The organism is Streptomyces sp. NPDC090798 (assembly GCF_044768965.1).
Taxonomy (GTDB): Bacteria; Actinomycetota; Actinomycetes; order Streptomycetales; family Streptomycetaceae; genus Streptomyces.
Window position 1 is genome coordinate 641,211 of sequence record NZ_JBIVXA010000002.1, and the last position, 20,463, is coordinate 661,673.

The window sequence follows — 20,463 nt, forward strand, 5'->3', positions numbered from 1 at the left end:
CATGGAGACGGACACTCAGGCATGGGAACTGGAGTCGCCCATTCCCGCCACGTACCCGGAAGAGGACGACGACGCGCCCAGCCCCCGGCTCACCTCCGGCGGCGCCACGATCGATCAGGTGCGCGACTACCTCAAGCAGATCTCCCGGGTCTCCCTCCTCGACGCCGAGAAGGAGGTGGAGCTCGCGAAGCGGATCGAGGCGGGCCTGTTCGCCGAGCGGAGGCTGGTGGAGGAGCCGGTCCTCGGCCCGGATTTCCGACGGGAACTGGAGATTCTCGCCGCGGACGGACACGTGGCGAAGTCCCATCTCGTCGAGGCGAACCTGCGCCTGGTCGTCTCCATCGCCAAGCGGTACAGCAGGCGCGGAATGCTGTTCCTGGATCTGATCCAGGAGGGAAACACAGGGCTGATCCGCGCGGTGGAGAAATTCGACTACACCAAGGGGTTCAAGTTCTCGACCTATGCGACCTGGTGGATCCGGCAGGCGATTTCACGCGCCCTGGCCGACCAGAGCCGGACGATCCGCATTCCCGTCCACATGGTCGAGGTCATCAACCGCATGGCCAAGGTCCGCCGGGAGATACTCCAGGACACCGGGGCCGAACCCACACAGGAACAACTCGCGGACAAGCTGGACGTCCCCGTCGAGAAGATCACCGAGATAGAGGGCTACAGCAAGCAGCCGGTCTCACTCCACACCCCGCTCGGCGAGGACGGCGGCACGGAACTCGGTGACATCCTGGAGGACAGCGAGACCATCTCCCCCGCGGACATGGTCACCTTCCTCCTCCTCAAGGACGCCATCCAGGCCGTCCTCGCGAACATGACCGCACGCGAGGCCGGGATCATCTCCCTGCGCTACGGCCTCATCGACGGACAGGCCAGGACGCTGGAGGAGATAGGGCAGGTGTACGGGGTGACACGCGAGCGCATCCGTCAGATCGAGTCCAAGACGATGTCCAAGCTGCGCCACCCCTCCCGTTCCCAGGCCCTACGGGACTACCTCGACGTCAGCTGACAGCTGACCGGCCCTTCGGCGGGCGCGTCAGGCGGGTGGGCATCCGAACCAGTTCAGCTTGCCGTTGCCGGAGGTATAGCCCATGCAGCTGATGGTTCTGTTGTGCAGGGTCTCGGTCCGGTCGACCGCTGCATCCAGAGTGTCCCTCTTGTAGTGGGTCCGTACGAGGGTGTCGATCTCGATGGTGTACCAGCGCCTCTTGTTGTTCGGGACGCTGCAGTGGTGGCCCGTCAGGTTGCGACTCGGCCCGCTGCTCCACATGTCCTGTTCGGCGCGGTCGCAGTGCGCGCGACCGGCGGCGTCGGCGGTGCCGGCGGTGCCGAGCAGGGCCGCCGCGCCCATGACCAGCGCCGCGGCAACGCCGAGTGGGCGCTTCAGAGTGAGGTTCATCGATTGGTCCTCCTGCCAGGTGTGGTGACGGCTCGGAGTCGCCATGTCACCTCGGTGTGATGATCGCATTTATCCGGCATGTCCGGCCTGCCAGGCGGGGGTGCAGTCCCTCGACCCGGTGACGTCGGTAATGCCGATGCAGCAGGCCGCGGTCACCCTCCGCCGGTGCCGGGGAGTCGTTCACGTTGACCTGGAAGAGCTGGATCATGCCCTCGGGCCGCCCCGTCCTGGTCACCGCCGACGGCCGACGAGCCCTCACGGCGTGGACACGATGACTCCCACCGCAGGCCGCCCAGCAGTCGTCCGCCGACCCGTCGCGGCCGCTTACTGGCTCATTTCGAATAACGTTATCGCATACAGTTCCGGCGCCCGTCCGCGTGCGCCGAGAGGCCCGGACGGCGCCGTGACCCTGGACGTCAGGCGCCTACCTCGCCAGAGCCGCGGACCTTCAAGGTGACCGGCACGATCACGGTCTGTACCGGGCGGGTGGGGTCGGCGATGCGGGCGCGGAGGAGTTCGACGGCTGTCTGGCCGATCTCGGAGGTCTGCTGGGCGATGACGGTGAGGGCGGGTTGCAGGAGGTCGGCCAGGGGGACTTCGTCGAAGCCGACGAGGGCCAGGCGGGAGGCCGCCTGCGGGCCGAGGTGTCGTAGGACGGTCAGTGTGGTGTCCATGTTGCCGGTGACCAGGGCGGTTGCCGGATCCGGGCCGTGCAGGGCCGTGTCGAGCGCCGCGGCCACGTGTTCGGGGGTGATCTCGCCGGGGTGCACCAGGCCCTCGACCGCCTCGCCGTGGGCGCGCAGGGCCGCGCGGAAGGCCGCGGCGCGCTCCCGGCCGGAGTAGACGCGTTCGCTGTCGCCGACGTAGGCGATGCGGCGATGGCCGTGCAGGTGGAGGTGGTGGAAGGCCATGCCGATGCCGGAGGCGTTGTCGGACATGACGCAGTCCACGGAGATCCCGCTCATCGGGCGGTCCATGGCCACCAGCGGCACGCCCGCGTCCAGTTCGGGCTGGAGATAGGCGTGGTTCTCGCCGAACGGTTCGACGATGATGCCGTCGAGGCGTTGCCGGCACATGGAGATCAGGATGTCGCGCTCCCTGGCCTCGTCGAAGTCCGTGGAGGCGGCGAAGAGGGTCAGGCCCGCGGCCCGGGCCGTACGTTCGATGGCGGCCAGTTCGGGGTTGACCTCGGCGATCCGGCGGACGGCGGCGCCGATCGTTCCGGTGACACCGGTGCGCAGTTGGCGGGCACGGTCGTCCGGGCGGTAGTGCAGCGCGGCGATCGCGGCCTCGACCTTGGTGACGTACTCCGGGCCCACCGTGGGGTCGTTGTTGACCACCCGAGAGACGGTGCGCAGGGCCACCCCGGCCTCGCGCGCGACATCGACCATCGTCGGGCGCTTGGGCCGTCCCCCGCTGTCACGCCGTGCTCGCGTCATCCGGCAGCTCCTCCTCGAAACATCGGACCGATATCAGACCGGCCCTTGACACATTCCCGCAACGCGCTTCTATCCTCGCGATAACGTTATCTCGAAGGATGCCGCGGCGTCGATCCCGTCCGGTCCGCCCCATCCATCGGGCCGCATCGTCCCTCCAGGAGACTTCCATGAGGCGCAAACGTCCGACCGTTGTCTGCCTCGCCGCGGCGCTCGCCCTCACCGGATGCTCCGCCGCGTCGACCGGAAGCGGGAAGGGGGGCAGCACCCTGACCTACCTCACCTTCGAGACCCCCAGCCTGACCGCGACGTTCTGGAACACCTCGATCTCGGGCGCCGAGAAGAAGGTCCCGGGCGTCACGGTGAAGAAGATCGTCGCGCCGAGCACCGACCGGGACGCGTACGCCAAGCAGTTGCAGGCCTCGGGACAGTTCCCGGATCTGCTCCAGTCGATCACCCCGTCGACGTTCGCGACGGCCGGACTGCTCAAGCCGTACGACCAGAAGTGGGTGAACGCCAACTTCCTGCTGCCCCTGGGGGGCGCCTACAAGGGCAAGGTCTACATCCCGCCCACCAACTCGCAGATCATCCCCGAGGTCTTCTACAGCAAGAAGCTGTTCGCGAAGGCCCACATCACCGCGCCCCCGAAGACGTGGTCGCAGTTCATGGCCGTCTGCGCCAAGCTCAAGGCCGCCGGTATCACTCCCGTCGAACTGGGCGGCGGCGATCCCTTCTCGGCGTCGATGCCACTGGCCGGCATCCTCTCCGCCGACGTGCTGGGCAAGGACCCGAACTGGCTGAAGGAACGCTACGCCGGCAAGGTCAAGTTCGCCGATGCCAACGTCAAGGCGGCGGTGGGCAAGTACCGGACGATGGTGAAGAGCGGGTACTTCGAGGACGGCGCCCTGGGCGTCAAGTACGCCGACTCGATCACCAACTTCACGTCCGGCAAGGCCGCGATGTACATGATGGGCAGCTGGTTCCTCGGTTCGGTGCCCAAGGACCACGCCGACGACTTCGGTGCCTTCCTCACCCCGACCGAGGACGGATCGCTCGTGGTGCCGTTCTCGGTGGGCGGCTCCATGGCCATCAGCGCCAAGACGAAAGACCCCGCCAAGGCAACCGCGTTCGCCGAGGCCTGGTCGCTGGACCCGGCCAACTACAAGGCGCTGATCGAGGGTGACGGCGCGTTCCCGATGCTCAAGGGCAAGACCTTGACCGACTACGGCGTCAACGTCACCAAGGTCTTCAAGGACTCCTACTCCTACGTCACCCAACAGAACACGAAGGTCTCGGCGTTCGGCTGGGCGACCAACGACGACTCCATGCCCTCAGGGCTCAACAACGCCTTCTACTCGGCCAGTCAGGCGCTGTTCTCGTCCGGCGACGTCGACGGGCAGCTGGCCGGGCTGGACACCGCCTGGGACTCGGCGACCAAGTAAGCCACCTCATCGGCCCCGGCCGGACCGGCTCCGGCGCCGCAGATCTCCTCCGAGGGAACAGCCATGACCACCCGAGCCATGACCACCCGAGCCCGCCCACGCCGTGGCGACCCGGCCCTGAGCGCGATCGCGCTCGTCGCGCTGGGCCTGTACGCCCTGTTCATCGTCGTTCCCGTGCTCATGAGCGCCTGGAAGAGCCTCACCAACGAGAACCCGCTGCTGGCGCGCGCCGACTTCGTCGGCCTCTCCAACTACACGGAGATGGCGCACGACAGCGCCCTGGCCGGAAGTCTCGGCTTCACCCTCCTGCTGGCCGGCTCGGTGACGATCGTCGCCAACGCCGCCGGCATCGCCTTCGCGATGCTGCTCGACAGGACATCGCTGAGCTTCCGGATGATGCGTACCGTCGCATTCCTGCCGCAGGTGCTGTCCGGTGTCATCGTCGGCTATGTCTGGCGCTACATCCTGGCCCGGGACGGCATCCTCGACAACGTCCTGCTCTCGCTGGGCGTCATCGACCGGCCGATCACCTGGCTGGGCAGTCCGCACCTGGCCGTCCTGTCCGTCGGGCTCGTCGCGGCCTGGGTGCTGACGGGGTTCACCACCGTCGTGCACCTGGCCGCGCTGCAGTCGATCCCCGTGGAGCTGTACCAGGCCGCGAGGGTGGACGGAGCCGGCCGATGGCAGCGGTTGCGGCGGATCACGTTCCCGATGCTGGCCCCGGGTACCACCATCAGCGTCACCATCTCGCTGATCACGATGCTGAAGCTCTACGACATCATCGCGGTCCTGACCTCCGGCGGCCCGGCCAACTCCACGCAGTCCACCGCCCTTTACATCATCCAGCTCGCCTTCACGGACGACCGCTACGGCTACGCCTCGGCCGTCGCGATGCTCCTTCTCGTCGTCTCCATCGTCATCGCGCTGTCCGTGACCGCCCTGCTGCGCCGCCGGGAGGTCGACCTGTGAGCACCTCGACATCGCAACGGCCCATGGCCCGGAGGCGTACGGCGACAGACCGGGTCGTACCCGCGCCGCGCGGGAACCGCCGTGCCTGGGCCACGCGGGGGCACCTCGTGGCAGCCGGACTGCTCACGCTGGCCTTCGTCAGCCCGGTCTATCTCACGATCGTCAACGCCTTCAAGTCGCAGGCCCAGATCATCCGCGATCCGGCGGCTCCCCCCGCTCCGCCGACCACACACAACCTGACGGACGCTCTCGTCCGGCCCGACCGGATCGTCCAGATCGGGCTGACCAACTCCGCGGTCACCGTCGTCGCCTCGGTCCTGCTGATCATCCCGCTGGGCGCGGCCCTCAGCTTCTGGCTGTCCCGCCGCTCGGCCCGGCTGCGCGGGATCGTCCTGGCGGGCTTCGCCGCCGGCCTGATGATCCCGCCCGCGGTGGTGCTGCTGCCCACCATCCGCATCCTGGCCTTCCTGCACCTGGACCACACCTATGCGGGGCTGGTCCTGTCCAACGTGGGCGGCGGTTATCTGTCGTTCGCGGTGTTCGTCTACTCCGGCTTCCTGCGGTCGATCCCGGGAGAGATCATCGAGGCCGCGACCGTGGACGGCGCCGGGAGCCTGCGGATCTGGCGGACGATCGTCATGCCGCTGCTGCGCCCGGCCACCGCGACCGTCGCGATCTTCCTGTCGCTGTGGATCTGGAACGACTTCATGAATCCGCAGTTCATCCTCGGTCCGCTGCACGGCCAGACGATCACCACCGGGCTCTATCTGTCGGTCGGTCAGTTCTCCACCGACTACGCCCAGTTGTTCGGGGTGATGCTCCTGGCGGCGGTCGTTCCCGTCGCCGGCTACCTCGTGCTGCAAAAACAGTTCATCGCCGGACTGACCTCGGGAGCCACCAAGTGACCACGAAAGCCGCCGCTCAGACCGTGGACATCGGCAGGACCGGCGTCCCGGACCTGGAGGATGTCGCCGGACACTGGGTAGGCCTCGACGAAATCGCGCATCTGCCCTCCTTGCGCAACCAGCAGGGGCAGGCGCACGTCAACCTCGACCTGACCTCCCTGTCCTGGCTTGCCGCCCCGCCGTTCACCTTCGGCTACCACACCGGCGAACTGCACGTGGACGGCATGATCCCGGCCGCACAACGCTTCCTGTGGAAGCCGTGGGGTGTGCTGCGCGAGCGCCACCAAGACGGACTGCTGCTGACCACCGACACCCGGATGGCGCTGTCCCGGGATCTGCTCCTGTGGCGGATCACGGTCACCAACGAGAGGAGCGAGGCCACAACGGTCGAGCTGGCCCAGGACCTCTTCGCGATGGTCGCCCACTCCGAGGTCGGCTACGGCTGGCTGTACGACGGCCCGTGGAACCACGGTGCGCACCACGACTTCATGGCGCTGGAGCGCATCCGGGCCACCACCGGCGGAGGCGAGCAGCACTATCTGCTCTCCCCCGCACCACGGCGCCTCAGGCTGGGCAAGCCCCGTATTCCAGGGATCCAACGCGATGAGGACCTCGGTCCGATGCTCCTGGACGACGCGCTCCCCGCCCACGTCAGCCACGACAAGGAGCCGGAGCCGCGGGCCGGCGTGACCGGGGCCGTGCGCGGGCTTCGGGTGGCGGGGGCCGACGAGGGTGTCATCCTGCGGGCCGGCGAGCCGATCGCGTTGACACCCGACGGCGAGACGACTCTGGACCCCTTCGCGCTCTCCCCCGGCCTGACGATCGGCTTCGAGCTACGACTCGACGCGGCACGTCAGTCCGGGACGGTGCTCACACACGGCAACCACCCCGACTCGCTGCGGATCGGCGTCGACGACGGCCGACTGTGGCTCGGCATCACGGGCGAGCGGGAGTCCACCGACACCGAACTCGCCGTCGGCGACTGGCATCACGTCCGCGTGGACGTCGAATCCGACCACGTCGTCCTGCGTATCGCGGACTCGGAGATCGTCCGTACCCGGCACTGGACCGAGTCGCGCCGCTGGATGTCCCGCATCGAGAACGGCACGCTCGCCTTCGCGGACTCCCGATCGCCGGCGCACGCCGTCTACGCCTTCGCCGGGCCGCCCGGCGAACTGCGGGCCGAGGGCGCCGACGGCCGGGCCACGTGGACCTGCCGGATCGAGCCAGGAGAAAGCGTGGCCATCGGGATCGCCTGCGCCTACGGAACCGACGCCCACGCCGTCGCGACACAGGCCCACACCGCCGCGGAGGACTTCGAAGCGACGATGCGTGCCGGGGAGGACGGCTGGCGGCGGCTGTGGGCCAGCATGTTCACGCCGGGCAATCCCGACTTCTCCGGACACCTGCCGAGCTACACCACCGAGGACGCCGGACTCGCGCGCACCTACTACATGGGTGCCTTGCAGGCGCTGTACATGCGCAACACCCGCATCCGGCCCGGTGAGCCGGTGTTCCTCACCGGCGGCCCTCGGCTCGGGCCCACCACCACCTATTTCTGGGACCACTGCGAGTGGAGCCGCCTGTACGCCCTGCTGGAGCCGGCCGGACTGCGGTCCTGGCTGCTGCGGGTCCTGGCCGGGCCCTACCGTGACTCCTTCGGTGTCGAGAACCTCGGCGGCGGGCCCCTGGGCAATGCCTACAGCGCCAACGACTACGCCCTGTTCCGGCTGATCGAGCACTACGTCTGCATCGCCGGCGACCTCGCCTTCCTCGACGAGACGGCCGGCGGAACAACCGTTCTCGCACACCTGGAGCGGCTCGGGCTGGGGTGGCGCGAGAGGCGGAACCCGGCCACCGGAGGCGTGCTCGCCGACTTCGGTGACGATCCGTGGCACCTGCTGGAGTGCGTGCCCACCTACACCGGTGTCGTCGCCTCCTTCAACGGCGCCTATGTCGGTTCGACGCGCTCGCTGGCCGGACTGTACCGGCGGCTCGGCCGCTACGAGGACGCCGACCGGACCGAGGCCGAGGCCGGTCAACTGGCCGAGGCGCTCCTGGACTTGTACGCCGGTTCGGGCCGCTGGCAGGTGCGCCGCCCGGACGGGACCGACACGATCGGGCACTGCCTGGACTTCGGTCTGGTCGCGGGGGCCCTCCACCGCGAACTCCCGGACCGGATACGGCGGGAGATGGCCGACTTCGTCACCGGTCGTCTGCTGGTGGGCGGTTGGATGCGGGCGCTCAGTCCCGACGATCCGGTCGCCGCCCGCTCCGACCGTCCCGACCACGGCGCGGCCGGCGCCTTCGCCGCCTGGCCCGGCGTCACCGCCCACGGCTTGGCGCGCCTCGGCCGTCGCGACCGGGCGATCGCTCTCCTGCGCGACCTCTCGTCCGCCGCCTCGGGCGGGCTGTGGGGCCAGGCCATGGAGATCGTCACCGGTCCGGACGGACGGGACCGGGCCCGCGTGGCCGAGCGCGGTGTGGCCACGCGCGACTGCATCGCGGGCGCGGCCGGAGCCGAGGCGGTGCTCTCGGCCCTGTTCGACATCAACCCGACGTTTGCGACCGGCGGAAGGGCCGGACTGCCCACCACCTTGTCCGTCGAGGGCGTCGGGTCGCTCAGGCATCTGGGCCCGGTCGCCCGAGCGGCCGAGCCGCTCCCACAGAAAGGCTGACATCGTCATGCCGGCAGTTCGTGGCTACGAAGCCGAACCCTGCCACAGCATCACAGGAGAGGTCGGTGTCGGGTACCGGGAGGCGGTCGCCGGGCTCACTCCCGGGCTCGTCCTCGCCGTCGACGGCCCGGTGGCCGTCGACTGGGAGGCGGTCACCGCCGGCATCCGCGACGCGCTGGCCGCCCGCGACATCACGGCGAAGCGGATCGACATGCGCGAGCACTCCGCCCCCTGGCAGGACATCCTCGCCCTGACCGCGTCCGCGGTGCTGGAGGGCGACCCGGACTTCGCCCCGTTGTCCCGGGCCGGCCTCGCCGACTTCTTCACACAACTCCCGGAGCCCCAGGCCACCGCCGACACCGTCACCGTCGTCTTCGGACCGGGCGCGGCCCTGGTGCCGTACGACCTGCTCTGGTACGCGGACCTGCCCAAACGCCACGCCGAGGCCCGGATCACCGGCGGAAGGGGTTACAACCTGGGGCAGCCGGCCGGTACCGGAGCGGGCACGGCACGCCGGCTGTTCTACATCGACTGGCCCGTCCTGGACCGGCACCGCGACAGCCTCGTCATCGACGTCGGCCTGTGGCTGGACACCCAGGACCCGCAGGCTCCGGCCTGGCTGGAAGGCCCCGCGATGCGCGGCGCGCTCGCCGACCTGGCCGGGCGCCCCTTCCGCACCCGCCCCACCTTCAACACCACGTCCTGGGGCGGGCATTGGGCCCAGGAACAGCTCGGCTTCAACCGCGAAGCGGCCAACACCGCCCTCGGCTACGAACTCATCGCGCCGGAGAGCGGAATCCTCGTCGGCACGCCGGACGGCCCACGTGTCGAGGTCCCCCTGCAGGCACTGGTCGCGCTGCATCCCGAGGAGGTCCTCGGAGAACCCGTACACGCGACGTTCGGCACCTCGTTCCCGATCCGCTTCGACTACCTCGACACCGTCGGCGGCGGCAACCTGTCCGTCCACTGCCACCCGCGGTCGGACTACATGCGGCGGGTCTTCGGGTGGCCGTACACCCAGCACGAGACCTACTACATGATGCTCGGCGGCCACAGCCGTCAGGTCTTCCTGGGCCTGCGCCAGGACGCCGACCTCGCGGCCTTCCGGCGCGAGGCGGACCGAGCCGTCCACGACGGCGTGCCGTTCGACATCGAACGCTACGTCCAGACCTTCCCCGCCGACCCGCACCAGCTCTTCCTCATCCCGGGCGGCACCCCGCACGGCAGCGGCGAAGGCAACGTCGTCCTGGAGATCAGCGCGACGCCCTACCTGTACAGCCTTCGTTTCTACGACTGGCTGCGCAGGGACCGTGAGGGCAGGCAGCGGCCGGTCCACGTGAGTCACGCGTTCGAGAACCTCGACCCCGACCGGTCGGGGGAAGCCGTGGCCAGGGACCTGGTGCAGAAGCCGCGCACCCTGCGCTCGGGCGAGGGCTGGCGCGAGGACGTCATCGGCCGTCTCCCGGAGATGTTCTTCGAGGTCCGGCGCCTCGAACTGGCGCCGGACGTCGTCGTGGACGACGACACGGACCACCGCTTCCACATCATCAACGTCGTGGAGGGCGACGGGATCCTCCTTGAGACGAGCGGCGGACACCGTTGTGAACTGGCGTACGCCGAGACACTGACCGTGCCCGCCTCAGTCGGCGCCTACCACGTGCGGGCCCTCGGCGCGGGACCGGTGCGCTACGTGAAGGCGCTGGTGCGATGAGACCCGGTGACAGAACCGTCGTATCGGTGCTGGAGGTCGGCGGCACCCACGCGACCGCGGCGAGTGTGGACATCGAGACCCGCGGCCTGCGGCTCGGCCGGTCGTTCCGTGAGGAGGTGGACGGCGATGGCAGTGCCGAGGAGATTCTGTCGGCCCTCCTACGCTGCGCGGCTCACCTGCCCGCCCCGGGCGTGAGCCGGTGGGCGGTGGCGCTGCCCGGGCCCTTCGACTACGAGCGCGGGATCGGGCGGTACGAAGGGGTCGGCAAGTTCGACGCCCTGCGGGGGTTCGATCTCCGGGCCGCCCTGACGGCGTCGCTGCCCGGCGCCATCACTGTCAGCTTCTGGAACGACGCGGACGCCTTCGTGCTCGGTGAGTGGTGGGCCGGGGCGGCGCGTGGGCACCGGTCCGTCGCCGGGATCACCCTTGGAACCGGTGTGGGCTCCTGCTTCCTGCGCGACGGCCGCATTCTGCGGCACGGGCCCGGGGTCCCGCCCGAAGGCCGGCTCCACGCCTTGCGGTACGCGGACAAGCCGCTCGAGGAGACGGTGTCCCGGCGTGCCCTGCGGCGAGCCTACGCACGGGCCGCCGGCACATCACCGCCCGACGTCCGGGAGATCGCCCGGCGAGCACGGCACGGGGATCGAGCCGCGGCGAGCGTGTTCGCCGAGACATTCAGTGCCCTGGGAAGAGTACTGGGGCCTCTGCTCGCAGCCTTCGAACCGACGGTTCTCGTGGTCGGGGGAGCCATCGCGGGCGCCTGGGATCTTGTGGCCGAACCACTGCGAACGGGGCTCACCGAGGCCGACCCGGCCCGCAACCGGCGCATCGCCATCACCCCGGCGCACCAACCGGATCAGGCCCCACTGCTCGGCGCGGCCCACCTGGCCACGGCGTGCGATGAGCCGCGCCGCCGTAGCGCGTCGCGCTGAAACGCCCGCTCAGGAAGAGCGGGACACCGGACGAGAAGAAAGGTCACACCGCAGTGGCATCCTCACGTCGCTACCGGCGACCCGTCAGCACCCTGCTGGCCTCGGCCCTCATGGCCATCGGCCTGACAGCCCTTCAAGGCGGCTCGTCAGCCGCCGCACAGACCGTCAGCGATCCCACCCAGGCCCAGGCTCTGCGCACCGTGGCGCAGTTCCAGGGCGAGTGGGACTCCCCGCCCACCACCTTGACGAACGGCGAGACCGCCGACGCCCCGTTGATGGGCAACGGCGACGTCGGCGACGCGGTCGGCGGCTCCGCCGACGACCAGACCTTCTACGTCGGCAAGAACGACTTCTTCTCCACCGCCACCAACGGCATCGAACCGCTCGGCCGGATCGTGCTGGCCGTCCCGGGGCTGGCCGGCGCCGGCTATCACGCCGTACAGAACATCGCCCGGGCGCAGGTCGAGGGGACCTATACGCTCGGCAACCAGACGCTTTCGTCGAGGAGTTGGGTCTCCGCGACCCAGAACCTGTTCGTCACCACCCTGCGACTGTCCGGCTCGCGCACACAGGACGCGACCGTCACCGTCCAGGACGGACTCGGTCATACCCCCTCAACTTCAAGCAAAAACGGCGTACTTGACGCCGATGTGCAGGCCGGCACCACCGACGCGCCGGACAACCCGCACGCCCGTATCGCGACGAGCGTGCGCGGCACCTCCGCGAGACCGTCGGGCAACCGGATCAGCCTGATCCTCAAGCCCGGCGTGACCTACACCCTCGCGGCAGCGATCCAGAGCAGCCACGACACGCCCCACTACCAGTCCGTCGCGCACGCGACGGCAGCCGCGCTCACCGACGGCTCACTGGCCAAGCTGTACGCGGCCCACGAGTCCTGGTGGCGGAGCTACTGGTCCCGGTCGTTCGTGCAGATCCCCGACCAGGCCGTCGAGAAGAGCTGGTACGGCTCGCTCTACCTGCTCGGCTCGGTCTCGCGCGCCGGGAAGTACGCCCCGGGCCTGTGGGGCAACTGGATCACCGGAGCCATGAACTGGTACGGCGACTATCACGCCAACTACAACTACGAAGCGGCGTTCTACCCGGCCCTGTCCACCAACCACGTTGCCCAGATGGGCTCTTACGACGACCCGGTCCTGGACTGGATGCCGAGGGGCAAGGCGAAGGCCGCGGCGGCCGGCTACAAGGGCGTGCTCTACCCCGTGGGCATCTCGCCCAACGGCACCAGCGCCGCCGACGACCTGTACAACCAGAAGTCCGACGCCGTGAACTTCGCCAGCGACATGGTCATGAAGTACGAGTACACCCGCAGCGCCTCCTACGCCCGCAAGGTCCTCCCCTACCTCCAACAGGTGGGGCTGTTCTGGCAGGACTACCTGACCTGGGACGCGACCACGGGCACGTACAACATCGAGAACGACGCGCCGCAGGAGGGCGGCGCGTACCCGCAGACCAACAGCATCCTCTCCCTCGGCCTGGTGCACCTGCTGTTCCAGGGCCTGACCGACATGAGCGAGGACCTGCACCTCAACGCCTCACTCATCCCCACCTGGCAGCACATCGACAGCCACCTCGCGCCGCTGCCCACGATGACGAGAAACGGCCAGACCGTCTTCCGGCAGACCTCCGAAGGCTCCGGCTGGGTCAGCGACGGCAACGACGTCGCCGTCCAGGCCGTCTACCCCGGCCTCCAGGTCGGCCTGAACAGCCCGGCCGACCTCCTCCAGACCGCGCGCAACACCGTGGCGCAGCTCGACAACTGGCACAGCGACAACTCCCCGGCCACCCTGTACGCGGCCGCGGCGATGGTCGGCTACAACCCCAGCACGCTGATGGAGGAGCTGCACGCCGAGGCCACCACGAACTCGTACCCGAACATGGCGGTGCACCACTACGGCGGCGGCATCGAGAACCTCAACGTCACCACCTCGGGCCTCGACGAGATGCTCCTTCAGTCCGCCCAGCACGACATCAAGGTCTTCCCGAACTGGCCCACGGACTCGAACGCCAAGTTCGGCGGCCTGCTCGCCTACGGCAACGTCCTGGTCTCCAGCAGCATCCGGGACAACGCCGTCGAGTACGTCCGGCTCACCAGCCGGTCCGGCGGGAACGTCACGGTCACCAACCCGTGGCCCGGCAAGACCATGGACTACTACGCGAACGGCGTCCACAAGGGAACCCTCTCGGGCACCACGATCAAACTGCACACCACCGTCGGCGAGAGCATCGACCTCGCCCCGGCCGGAACCAGCGGGGCCACCATCCGGCACGAGCTGTCCCAGCCGGCCAAGGCCGCTACGACCACATCGCTCACCACCGGCTTCGAGACCGGACAGCCCCAGCTCACCTGGACCGACACCGTCGACAACGTCGACACCCAGGGCGACGGCAACTACGGCATCACCGGCCTGTGCTGCGGCCTCACGGGTCCCCAGGCGGCCGTGCGCACGGGCGAACAGGCCCACACGGGCGACGCCTCGCTGATGTACTCGGGCTACGCCAACGGCGGATCGTACGACCACGCGTACATGCAGGTCCACGGCTTCAACGGCGCGCCGCTCACCGTCCGCGACGACACGACGCTGAGCTACTGGATCTTCCCGCAGTCCGACGTCACCAGTCCGTGGGTGTCCGCCGGGTCCGACGACAGCACCTGCGTCGCCGTCGACCTGATCTTCACCGACGGCAGCGCTCTACGGGACTCGGGCGCCACCGACCGGTCCGGCACCGGCATCCATCCGGCCGACCAGTGCGGCCGTCTCACGCTCGACGCGTGGAACCACGTCACCGTGAGCCTCGGCGCGGTCGAGACGGGACATGCGATCAGCAAGGTCCTCGTCGGTTACGACCATCCGGGCGCCACAGGTGGCTATCGCGGCTACGTCGACGACTTGACCATCGGCTGACACCGAGAATCCGGCTGGTGGGCCGACAGCTGCCGTCGGCCCACCTCTGCGGAGCGCCGGTGGTCGGACCGCCTTGGGAAGGAGTGAGCGTCGGAAATCTGTTATCTGTTATCTGACATCTGTTATCTGACATCTGTTATCTGACATCTGCCGTCCGTCACCTGCGTCGCCACTCCTCGGCCAGCAGTTCGTACGAGCGCACCCGGTCCGCATGGCCGTGGGTGATGGTCGTGATCAGCAACTCGTCGGCCCCGGTGGCCTCCTGAAGCTGTTCCAACCGGTCGGCGACGTGTCCCGGGGAGCCCACGAACTGAGTCTCGACGCGATCGGCGACCAGCGCCCGGTCCGTGTCGCTCCACACGTGGGCGCGGGCCTCCTTCGGGGTCGGGAACTCGATGGCGCCCTCGGCGTTGCGGATGCTGCGGACCCAGAGGCCGTATCCGGTGGCGAGTTCGCGCGCGGTCTCGTCGTCCTCGGCGACGACCACGTCCGCGGACACGCTGACGTACGGCTTGTCGAGGACGTCGGACGGCTGGAAGGCGGCGCGGTAGCCCTCCGCCGCCTCCAGCACCGTGGCCGGACTGACGTGGTAGTTCGCCGCGAACCGCAGCCCGTTGCGGCCGGCGACCGTGGCGCTCTCCCCGCCGCTGCTGCCCAGGATCCACACCTGTACGTCCGCGCCCTCGCCGGGGACGACGTGCGCCTCGACGCCGTCCGCCGACCGGTACGTCCCCGCGAGCAGGGCGAGGATGTCGTCGATCTGCTCGCCGTAGTCCTGCGACCGGGCGTCGGGCTGTTGGAGCAGCGTGCGCTGAAGGGCGATGCGGGGTGAGCCGAGCAGGTGCTCGAAGGAGAACCGGGGCGGGATGCGCAGGCCGTTCGGGGCGCGGCCGTCGACCACGGGGGTCGCGGTCGGCAGCGGGGTGATGGGCACTCCCGGCGGGCGCCCGCCGGAGCGGCCGAGGCCAAGGTCGAGACGGCCGGGGTGCAGGGCGTCGATCAGACCGAACTCCTCGACCGTGGAGAGCGCGGTGCGGTGCCCGAGCTGTACGGCGCCCGAGCCGAGCCGGATCGTGGAGGTGGCGGAGGCGGTCAGGGCGAGGACCACCGCGGGTGAGGTGCCAGCGACTCCCGGGTTGAGGTGGTGCTCGGCGAACCAGTGGCGGGCGTATCCGAACCGCTCCGCCTGCCGGGCCAGGTCGATGGAGTTGCGCAGGGCCTCGGTCGCGGTGGAGCCGGAGGAGATCGGGACGAGGTCGAGGACGCCGAGGGGGATGTCGGACATGGGGTGGGGCTCCTCAGCGGTCGGCGGGGATGGACGCGAGGGCGGGCTCCGCCTCGGCCTCGGGCGTCGCGAGCACCGGCCGCCACGCGAACGGCGGGTCGGGGATCTCGCGGCGCAGTACCGGAGCGACCTGCGACTGGAAGCGCTCGAGGGAGTCGCGGTGCCGGGCGTCGCCGAGACCGCTCTCGTCCGCGTGCAGATGCAGCACCGTGTGCCCGAACCGCTCGTGGTAGCGGTGCACCTTGTCGATGATCTGCTGGGGGCTGCCGATGAGAGCCGAACTGCGCTCGACGAAGTCCTCCAGCGTGGGGAAGACCGGCTCCAGGCCCAGGCTCTTCTGGAAGGCCAGGTTCCCCTCGAACACCGGGCGGTACGCGGCCAGCGCCTCCTGCGACGTACGGGCCGCGTAGAGGCCCGCCGTGCCCGCGCCCACCACGATGTCGGCCGGGTCGTGGCCGTAGTGGCCCCAGCGCTCGCGGTAGTAGCGGATCAACTCGGCGTAGGGCTCTATGGGGTTGGTGACGTTGGCGGAGAAGAGCGGGTCGCCGTAGCGGGCGGCCAGGTCGACCGACTCCTTGCTGGTCGCGCTGCCGTGCCAGACCCGGATCGGTTGCTGGTACGGCCGGGGCCACACCTCCGCGTCCTTGAGTTCCGGGCGGAAGCGGGTCTCGGCGGTCACCTTGTCCTGGCGCCAGATCTTGCGGAACACCTCGTAGCTCTCGGCGTTGCGGTCCCACTGGTCTTCGGGGGTGACGTCGAAGAGGTCGCGCTGGGCGGCGCCGTTGCCCTTGCCGATGATCAGGTCCAGGCGACCGTCGGAGAGGTGGTCGAGGGTCGCGTAGTCCTCGTACGCGCGTACCGGGTCGAGCAGGCTGAGCGTCGTCACGGCCGTGAACAGGCGGATGCGCCTGGTGAGCGCGGCGACGTGGCTGAGCACGACGGGCGGCGAGGACGAGATGAACGGCCGCTCGTGCCGCTCCCCCACGCCGAAGCCGTCGAAGCCCAGCTCCTCGGCGAGCAGGGCGTTGTCGAGGACCTCGCGGAACCGGTCGTGAGTGGGCTTCCGCACGCCGGTGCTCGGGTCCGGCCGGTGCACGATCAGGGTGATGGCCAGGAACTTCATGACGCCGCCCGCTCGTCGCGCGCGTTGTCCGGGTGGGCGAGGCCGAGGTGGTCGCGCAACGTCGTGCCCTCGTACTCCGTGCGGTACACGCCGCGCTCCTGGAGCAGCGGGACCACGGTGTCGGTGAAGGCGTCGAGGCCGCCGGGGGTGATGTGCGGGACGAGGATGAAGCCGTCACTGGCGTCGGCCTGCACGAACGAGTCGATGGTCTCGGCGACGGTGGCCGGGGAGCCGACGAAGGCCTGCCGGTTGCCGGTCTCGATGACCAGATCGCGGATGGACCACTTGTTGGCGGCCGCGAGCTCCCGCCACTCGCGGGCGGTGGCGAGCGGGTCGCGGTACATCCGGACCTGGGCGCGGCCCCGGGCGATGGTGTGCTCGCCGAGGTCCGGGTCGATGTCGGGCAGGGGCCCGTCCGGGTCGTACGCGGACAGGTCGCGGTTCCAGACGAACTCCAGGTGCTTGATCGCGGTGGCGCCGCTGACCTGCTGGCGGCGGACCTCGCGGGAGATCTCCTCCGCCTCGGCGTCCGTGTCACCGAGGACGAAGGTCGCGGCGGGCAGGATCAGCAGCTGGTCGCGCGTACGGCCGTAGCGGGCGAGGCGTCCCTTGACGTCCGTGTAGAACGCCTGGCCCTCCTTGAGGGTGGCGTACCGGCTGAAGATCGCGTCGGCGCTCGATGCGGCGAACTCGCGCCCCTCGTCGGAGTCCCCCGCCTGGAAGATCACCGGGCGTCCCTGCGGGCTGCGCGGGACGTTGAACTGCCCCTGGATGTCGAAGTGCCGGCCCTGGTGGACGAAGGCTCCGGCCTTCGCGTCGCGCAGGAAGGTGCCGGTCTGCTGGTCGGCGACGATCTCGTCCCCGTGCCAGGAGTCGAAGAGCTCGTTCGCCGTGGTCAGGAACTCCTCGGCCCGGGAGTAGCGCTCCTCCTGCGGGAGGAAGCCGCCGCGGCGGAAGTTCTCGCCGGTGAAGGCGTCCCAGGAGGTGACCACGTTCCAGGCGGCGCGGCCGTCGGAGAGGTGGTCGAGGCTGGCGAACTGGCGGGCCACCTCGTAGGGCTCGTTGAAGGTGGAGTTGATGGTGCCGGTCAGCCCGAGGTGTTCGGTGACGGCGGCGAGCGCGGTGAGGATCGTGAAGGTGTCGGGGCGGCCGACGACGTCCAGGTCGTAGATCTTGCCGCCCTGTTCGCGCAGTCGCAGCCCTTCGGCGAGGAACAGGAAGTCGAACTTGGCGCGCTCGGCGGTGCGCGCGAAGTGGGCGAAGGAGCTGAACTCGATGTGGCTGCCGGCCTCGGGGTCGCTCCACACGGTGGTGTTGTTGACGCCGGGGAAGTGCGCCGCGAGGTGGACCTGCTTGCGGGGCTTGTCCTGTGACGTGCTGCTCATGAGTGGGTCCCTCCGGCTCAGGCGGTGGCGGCGTAGCGGTTGGCGGGGTGGGAGAGGCCGAGCAGCCCGCGCAGGGTGTCGGACTCGTACGACTGCCGGAAGACGCCGCGGCGCTGGAGTTCGGGCACGAGGCCCCGGGTGATGGCGGGCAGGTCGTGGCCGAGGACGGCGGGACGCAGTCGGAAGCCGGACAGCCCCGCCTCCCCCAACTCCTGGAGCAGGTCGGCCAGTTGGGCGGGTGTGCCGGTGAAGATCCGGGCATCGCTGGTGTACGGGTAGCCGGCCAGGGCGTCGAGGCGTTCGCGGCGGGCCGCGGCGGTGGCAGGGTCGTCGTCCAGGAACACCACGAGGTCGCCGAAGAGGTGCGGGGGTTCCTCGGCGCGGCCGGCCGCCGCCTGCTCGGCGCGGATCTCCTCGACGATGGCACGGGCCTGGCCGGCGTCGTGCGGGGTGACGTAACCGATGTCGGCGGCCCGGGCCACCAGCCGGTAGGGGACGGTCGCGTGGGCCAGGGCGCTGACGATCGGCTGGCCCTGCGGCGGGCGGGGGGTGATCGAGGGGCCCTTGACGCTGAAGTGCTTGCCCTCGAAGTCGATGTAGTGCAGTTTGTCGCGGTCGACGAAGCGTCCGGTGGCGACGTCCCGGATCTCCGCGTCGTCCTCCCAGCTGTCCCAGAGCCGGCGCACCGCTTCCACGTAGTCCGCGGCCTCGTCGAAGAGGTCGGTCGTCAGCTCTCGCAGGGCCGGGCTGCCCAGGTCCTCGATGCGCAACGGCGGGAACGTACGGCGGCCGAAGTGCGCGGCCTCGTGCGCGCGGGCCGACACCTGCACCCGTACGCCCGCACGGCCCGTGCTGACGTAGTCGAGGGTGGCGATCGCCTTGGAGACGTGGAAGGGCTCGGTGTGGGTGACCACGGCGGTCGGGACCAGTCCTATGTGGCTGGTCAGCGGGGCGACGCGGGCGGCGATCAGGACGGCGTCCAGGCGCCCGCGGACCTGGTCGGTGCGGCTGTCGGGCTCGGTGAGGTGCGAGGACTGGAGTCCGAGGGCGTCCTCGATGGTCACGAAGTCTAGGAGACCGCGCTCGGCCTCGGTGACCAGGTCCGTCCAGTACCCGGCGGTGAGCAGCTCACGGGGGCGGGCCACCGGCTCGCGCCAGGCGGCCGGGTGCCAGCCGGCGCCGTCGAGTGCGACGGCGAGGTGCAGACGGGGGGACGAGGGGGAGGAAACGGGCAGCGAAGGTGATGCGGACACGGAGGGGATGCCTTCCTGGTCGACCGTGCGAGAGCGCGGCCCTCGGTACGGAGGGCGCGGCGGCGGGGTGACAGGTCAGGGACGACAGAGCGCGCCGGCTACGCGCTGGAGATCGATGTGCGGCCGGGAGTGCAGGTGCACACGGCGGCGCGGGGCGAGCACCATGACGCGGAGAGCGGACCCGACTCGCACGTCCCTCACCTCCGCTTCGGTGTCCCGGCGGGCCCGTGGACGCGCCGACATCCTGAATCTCTTCAACACAACGGCCCGCCTACGCCGTCTGTTCCTGCTGGGCGCCCGGAGTTCGGACGAGGAGGAAATCCGAGCGGCGGCGCAGGGTGAAGCCGATCGACTCGTAGAGCCGGATCGCGCCGGTGTTGGTCGCGGAGGCATGCAGGAAGGGTGTGTCTCCGCGCTCTCTGATGCCGGCCGCGATCGCGCGGACCAGTCGCGTGGCCAGGCCCTTGCCGCGGTGGTCCGGGGCGGTGCAGACCGCGCTGACCTCGGTCCAGCCGGGCGGTCGCAGCCGTTCGCCGGCCAGGGCGATGAGCCGGCCGCGGTGCCGGACGCCGAGGTAGGTGCCGAGTTCGACCGTGCGGGGCAGGAAGGGCCCCGGCTCGGTCAGGGCGATCAGGTCCAGGATCTCGGGGACGTCGTCCGGCCCGAGCCGCACCGCTTCGGGGGCGGGCTCGGCGCGCAATGCGGTGTCGACCAGTTGTACGCCCTGGCCGTGCTGCACCGTTTCCCAGCCCTCGGGCGCCGACTTCGCCCCGGTCACGGGGGTGACGGTGCCGGGGCCGACGAGCGCGGCGAGGTCGTCCCAGGCGCGCGGGTCGGCCGGGTCGGCGAGGGCGGTGAACGGGGAGACGTCCAGGGGGTAGCGGGCGGCACGTCCGACGCGCTCGGCGAAGGGGGCGTGCGGGCCGGTCAGCGCGGCCCAGGCGGCGTTGTCCAGGATGTGGGGTGCCGGCGGGCTCTGCGGCGGGCTCGGTCGGGCGACGGTGGACATGGT

General features: G+C 70.0%; 16 protein-coding genes. 8 read left to right on the forward strand and 8 right to left on the reverse strand.

Going from position 1 to position 20,463, the window contains the following annotated elements:
• The first annotated feature begins 1 nt into the window (after position 1).
• Complete coding sequence (locus tag ACIQTP_RS07140; RefSeq protein ID WP_403397089.1) at positions 2 to 1,018, forward strand: RNA polymerase sigma factor; 1,017 nt, start codon at positions 2 to 4, stop codon at positions 1,016 to 1,018.
• Positions 1,019 to 1,045: 27 nt separating this feature from the next.
• Here ACIQTP_RS07140 and ACIQTP_RS07145 read toward each other — a convergent pair whose 3' ends face one another.
• Complete coding sequence (locus ACIQTP_RS07145; RefSeq protein WP_403397091.1) at positions 1,046 to 1,408, reverse strand: hypothetical protein; 363 nt, start codon at positions 1,406 to 1,408, stop codon at positions 1,046 to 1,048.
• 416 nt (positions 1,409 to 1,824) lie between these two features.
• Positions 1,825 to 2,847 carry a LacI family DNA-binding transcriptional regulator gene (locus ACIQTP_RS07150; protein ID WP_403397093.1) on the reverse strand — a complete coding sequence of 341 codons (1,023 nt, stop codon included), beginning with the start codon at positions 2,845 to 2,847 and terminating at the stop codon, positions 1,825 to 1,827.
• 167 nt (positions 2,848 to 3,014) lie between these two features.
• Here ACIQTP_RS07150 and ACIQTP_RS07155 point away from each other — a divergent pair, with 167 nt between their 5' ends.
• From ACIQTP_RS07155 to ACIQTP_RS07185, 7 genes are all read left to right on the forward strand, one after another.
• The gene (locus tag ACIQTP_RS07155) at positions 3,015 to 4,286 is read left to right on the forward strand and encodes an ABC transporter substrate-binding protein (protein ID WP_403397095.1); all 1,272 of its coding nucleotides are present in this window, start codon (positions 3,015 to 3,017) and stop codon (positions 4,284 to 4,286) included.
• A gap of 63 nt (positions 4,287 to 4,349) precedes the next feature.
• On the forward strand, positions 4,350 to 5,255 hold the full coding sequence (locus ACIQTP_RS07160; RefSeq protein ID WP_403397097.1) for a carbohydrate ABC transporter permease: 906 nt from the start codon (positions 4,350 to 4,352) through the stop codon (positions 5,253 to 5,255).
• A 107-nt stretch (positions 5,256 to 5,362) separates the two neighbouring features.
• Positions 5,363 to 6,160: a carbohydrate ABC transporter permease gene (locus tag ACIQTP_RS07165; RefSeq protein WP_403397100.1), complete on the forward strand. Its 798-nt coding sequence runs from the start codon at positions 5,363 to 5,365 to the stop codon at positions 6,158 to 6,160.
• Positions 6,157 to 8,838: a hypothetical protein gene (locus tag ACIQTP_RS07170; protein WP_403397103.1), complete on the forward strand. Its 2,682-nt coding sequence runs from the start codon at positions 6,157 to 6,159 to the stop codon at positions 8,836 to 8,838. The genes ACIQTP_RS07165 and ACIQTP_RS07170 overlap by 4 nt, the downstream gene beginning before the upstream one ends.
• 7 nt (positions 8,839 to 8,845) lie before the next feature.
• On the forward strand, positions 8,846 to 10,549 hold the full coding sequence (locus ACIQTP_RS07175) for a class I mannose-6-phosphate isomerase (protein WP_403397105.1): 1,704 nt from the start codon (positions 8,846 to 8,848) through the stop codon (positions 10,547 to 10,549).
• The gene (locus ACIQTP_RS07180; protein ID WP_403397107.1) at positions 10,546 to 11,481 is read left to right on the forward strand and encodes an ROK family protein; all 936 of its coding nucleotides are present in this window, start codon (positions 10,546 to 10,548) and stop codon (positions 11,479 to 11,481) included. Before ACIQTP_RS07175 ends, ACIQTP_RS07180 begins: the two co-directional genes overlap by 4 nt.
• A 53-nt stretch (positions 11,482 to 11,534) precedes the next feature.
• Positions 11,535 to 14,405 (forward strand): glycosyl hydrolase family 95 catalytic domain-containing protein, encoded by a 2,871-nt coding sequence (locus ACIQTP_RS07185; RefSeq protein ID WP_403397110.1) that lies wholly within the window; start codon positions 11,535 to 11,537, stop codon positions 14,403 to 14,405.
• 157 nt (positions 14,406 to 14,562) lie between these two features.
• Here the strand turns inward: ACIQTP_RS07185 and ACIQTP_RS07190 are convergent, their stop codons facing one another.
• The 6 genes from ACIQTP_RS07190 to ACIQTP_RS07215 form a co-directional block, all read right to left on the reverse strand.
• Positions 14,563 to 15,690, reverse strand: coding sequence for an LLM class flavin-dependent oxidoreductase (locus ACIQTP_RS07190; protein WP_403397112.1), 1,128 nt, complete (start codon positions 15,688 to 15,690; stop codon positions 14,563 to 14,565).
• Positions 15,691 to 15,703: 13 nt separating this feature from the next.
• On the reverse strand, positions 15,704 to 16,813 hold the full coding sequence (locus ACIQTP_RS07195; RefSeq protein WP_403397115.1) for an LLM class flavin-dependent oxidoreductase: 1,110 nt from the start codon (positions 16,811 to 16,813) through the stop codon (positions 15,704 to 15,706).
• Positions 16,810 to 18,198: an NtaA/DmoA family FMN-dependent monooxygenase gene (locus tag ACIQTP_RS07200; protein ID WP_403397117.1), complete on the reverse strand. Its 1,389-nt coding sequence runs from the start codon at positions 18,196 to 18,198 to the stop codon at positions 16,810 to 16,812. Before ACIQTP_RS07200 ends, ACIQTP_RS07195 begins: the two co-directional genes overlap by 4 nt.
• A 17-nt stretch (positions 18,199 to 18,215) precedes the next feature.
• Entirely contained in the window at positions 18,216 to 19,451 is a 1,236-nt protein-coding gene (locus tag ACIQTP_RS07205; RefSeq protein ID WP_403397119.1) for an LLM class flavin-dependent oxidoreductase, read from the reverse strand.
• A 75-nt stretch (positions 19,452 to 19,526) separates the two neighbouring features.
• Positions 19,527 to 19,694: a putative leader peptide gene (locus ACIQTP_RS07210; protein ID WP_403397121.1), complete on the reverse strand. Its 168-nt coding sequence runs from the start codon at positions 19,692 to 19,694 to the stop codon at positions 19,527 to 19,529.
• A 28-nt stretch (positions 19,695 to 19,722) separates the two neighbouring features.
• On the reverse strand, positions 19,723 to 20,460 hold the full coding sequence (locus tag ACIQTP_RS07215; protein WP_403397124.1) for a GNAT family N-acetyltransferase: 738 nt from the start codon (positions 20,458 to 20,460) through the stop codon (positions 19,723 to 19,725).
• Positions 20,461 to 20,463 lie beyond the last annotated feature (3 nt).